Source organism: Stenotrophomonas sp., from assembly GCF_032061965.1.
GTDB lineage: Bacteria > Pseudomonadota > Gammaproteobacteria > Xanthomonadales > Xanthomonadaceae > Stenotrophomonas.
Map to the genome: position 1 here is coordinate 1 of NZ_DAMBEF010000086.1, position 2,741 is coordinate 2,741.

Below are 2,741 nucleotides of genomic sequence, written 5' to 3' on the forward strand. Positions count from 1 at the left end.
TCGCCGAGGATCTTGCGGGTCTCCCAGACCAGCTTCATTTCTTCCTTGGTGAAGCCGTTGTCGAGGAACTCATCGATATGCGGGATCAGGTTGAAGGCGATCTGCACCGGGAACTTCTTCGGCTCGATCTCCTGGAAGCCCAGCAGCTGCGCGGTCTGCTTGCCCAACTCTTCCATGCCGGTCTGGCCCGCGCCGGACACCGACTGGTAGGTGGCGATGTTGACGCGCTCGATGCCGTACTCACGGTGGATCGGTGCCAGCACCGGCATCAGCTGCATGGTTGAGCAGTTCGGGTTGGCGATGATGCCGCGCGGGCGGTTCTTGGCCGCCTCCGGGTTGACCTCGGACACCACCAGCGGCACGTCGTCGTCGTAACGGAAGGTGGACGAGTTATCGATCACCACCGCGCCGGCGGCGGCGAACTTGGGCGCGAATTCCTTGGAAATGCCACCACCGGCCGAGAACAGGGCGATCTCGACCCCAGCCGGATCGAACGTCGCCAGGTCCTGGATGGTGATCTTGTCGCCTTCAAAGTCGACCTGCTGGCCGGCCGAGCGCTCGGAGGCAAGCAGGGTCAGCTTGCTGATCGGGAAATTGCGCTCGGCCAGGATGGACAGCATGGTCTGGCCGACAGCGCCGGTGGCGCCAACAACGGCTACATGGAAACGACGGGCTTCATTGCTCATGGGGATACTCGAAAGAATAAGAGGGGGGAGACACACATCGAGCCAGGTTCGGGGAACCTCCAGCACACGGCCACGGAGGCTCCCTATCGTTTTTTGTCGCCAATTTTGTTGCCGGCCGCGGCAATGCGCGCGGCGCCATTGCCGAGCAGCTCGGCATTGACGGCGTTGGCCGGCTTGCCGGCATCCGGGCCGATGCCCAGGCCGGCCAGCAGATTGTCCACCGCCACCTGCACCATCGCCCGGCGCGTGGCCAGCGAGGCACTACCGATATGCGGGGTCAGCACGATATTGCGCAGGGCCAGCAGCTCCGGGCGCACGTTCGGCTCATTCTCATACACATCCAACGCGGCCGATGCCAGCCGGCCATTGGCCAGCGCATCAGCCAGTGCCAGCTCATCGACGATGCCGCCGCGGGCGATGTTCACCAGCGTCGCCGTCGGCTTCATCTGCGCCAGCGCGGCAGCGTCGATGATGTGGTGGTTCTGCTTGGTATACGGCAGCACCAGCACCAGGTGATCGACACTGGAAAGCAATTCCTCAAAGCCGACGTAACGGGCACCGACTGCCTGCTCCTGCTCGGCGGGCAGCTGCGAACGGTTGTGGTACAGCACCTTCATGCCGAAGCCATGGTGGCCACGGCGGGCGATGGCCTGGCCGATGCGGCCCATGCCCAGGATGCCAAGGGTGCTGCCATGCAGATCGGCACCAAGCATGGTGGTGAACGACCACTGCCCCCACTTGCCGTCGCGCAACCAACGGTCGGACTCGACGATGCGGCGCGCGGCAGCCATCAACAACGCAAAACCGAGGTCGGCGGTGGTTTCGGTCAATACGTCCGGGGTGTTGCTGGCAAGAATGCCGGCCTCACTCAGCGCACCGATATCCAGATTGTTATAGCCGACGCCGACATTGGCGATCATCTTCAAGGCCGGCGCGCTGGCGATTTCCGCCGCGCCGATACGGTCGTTGAGGGTGACCAGCGCGCCATCGGCATCGGCCAACTGTGCGGCAAGCTCGGCCGCGCCGTGGGCGCTGACCTGTTCGGTGGCAACCACGTCGCAGTACGCCGCCAACTGCGCGACGGTATCGTCGAACAGGGGCTGCGATACCCAGACACGGGGCCGCCGATCAGCCATCGAGCTGACCGGGGATACGCGGGCTCATTTCGCCGACATCGCCACACTGGGCACGATGGCGCATGGCCTGGTCCATCAGCACCAGGGCCAGCATCGCCTCGGCGATGGGGGTGGCGCGGATGCCGACGCAGGGATCGTGACGACCGGTGGTGATCACCTCGACCGCATTGCCGGCCGTATCCACCGTCGCGCCAGGCAGGCGCAGGCTGGAAGTGGGCTTGAGCACCATGGCCGCGACGATCTGCTGACCGGTGGAAATACCACCGAGAATGCCGCCGGCGTGGTTGGACTGGAAACCCTGCGGGGTGATCAGGTCACGGTGCTCGGTGCCCTTCTGCGCGGCACTGGCAAACCCGTCACCGATTTCCACGCCCTTGACCGCATTGATGCTCATCAAGGCCGCAGCGATATCGCCATCGAGCTTGCCGTAGATCGGCTCGCCCCAACCCGGCGGCACGCCATCGGCCACCACGGTCACGCGCGCACCGACCGAATCACCGGACTTGCGCAGCGCATCCATATACGTTTCCAGCGCCGGCACCTGGTTGGCGTCCGGCCAGAAGAAGGGGTTTTCTTCAACCGCGCTCCAGTCAAAACCGGCCGGGGTGATCTCGCCCAGCTGCGACAGGTAGCCGCGCACGGTCACGCCGTGGCGCTGCTGCAGCCACTTCTTGGCGACGACGCCAGCGGCCACGCGCATGGTGGTTTCGCGCGCCGAGGAACGGCCACCACCACGCGGATCGCGGATGCCGTACTTCTGCCAATAGCTGTAATCGGCATGGCCCGGGCGGAACTGCTGGGCGATATTGCTGTAATCCTTGCTGCGCTGATCGGTGTTGCGGATCAGCAGCGCGATCGGCGTGCCGGTGGTGCGGCCTTCGTACACACCGGACAGGATCTCGACCTCGTCGGCCTCGCG

At 64.9% G+C, this 2,741-nt stretch carries 3 protein-coding genes; all 3 read right to left on the reverse strand.

From position 1 onward, the window contains the following. Positions 1–686: aspartate-semialdehyde dehydrogenase (locus RT460_RS19450; protein WP_313321367.1), on the reverse strand; the 686-nt coding region annotated here is incomplete at its 3' end. Positions 687–769: 83 nt separating this feature from the next. Beyond that, positions 770–1,822, reverse strand: a complete 1,053-nt coding sequence (locus RT460_RS19455) for a D-glycerate dehydrogenase (RefSeq protein WP_313321368.1) — start codon at positions 1,820–1,822, stop codon at positions 770–772. Continuing rightward, the coding region (aroC, locus tag RT460_RS19460; protein WP_313321369.1) for a chorismate synthase at positions 1,815–2,741 on the reverse strand (927 nt) is incomplete at its 5' end. The genes RT460_RS19455 and aroC, both read right to left, overlap by 8 nt.

Excerpts from the sequence above, each read along its gene's own strand:
- RT460_RS19455 (WP_313321368.1), bottom strand. The coding sequence starts at position 1,822 with ATGGCTGATCGGCGGCCCCGTGTCTGGGTATCGCAGCCCCTGTTCGAC.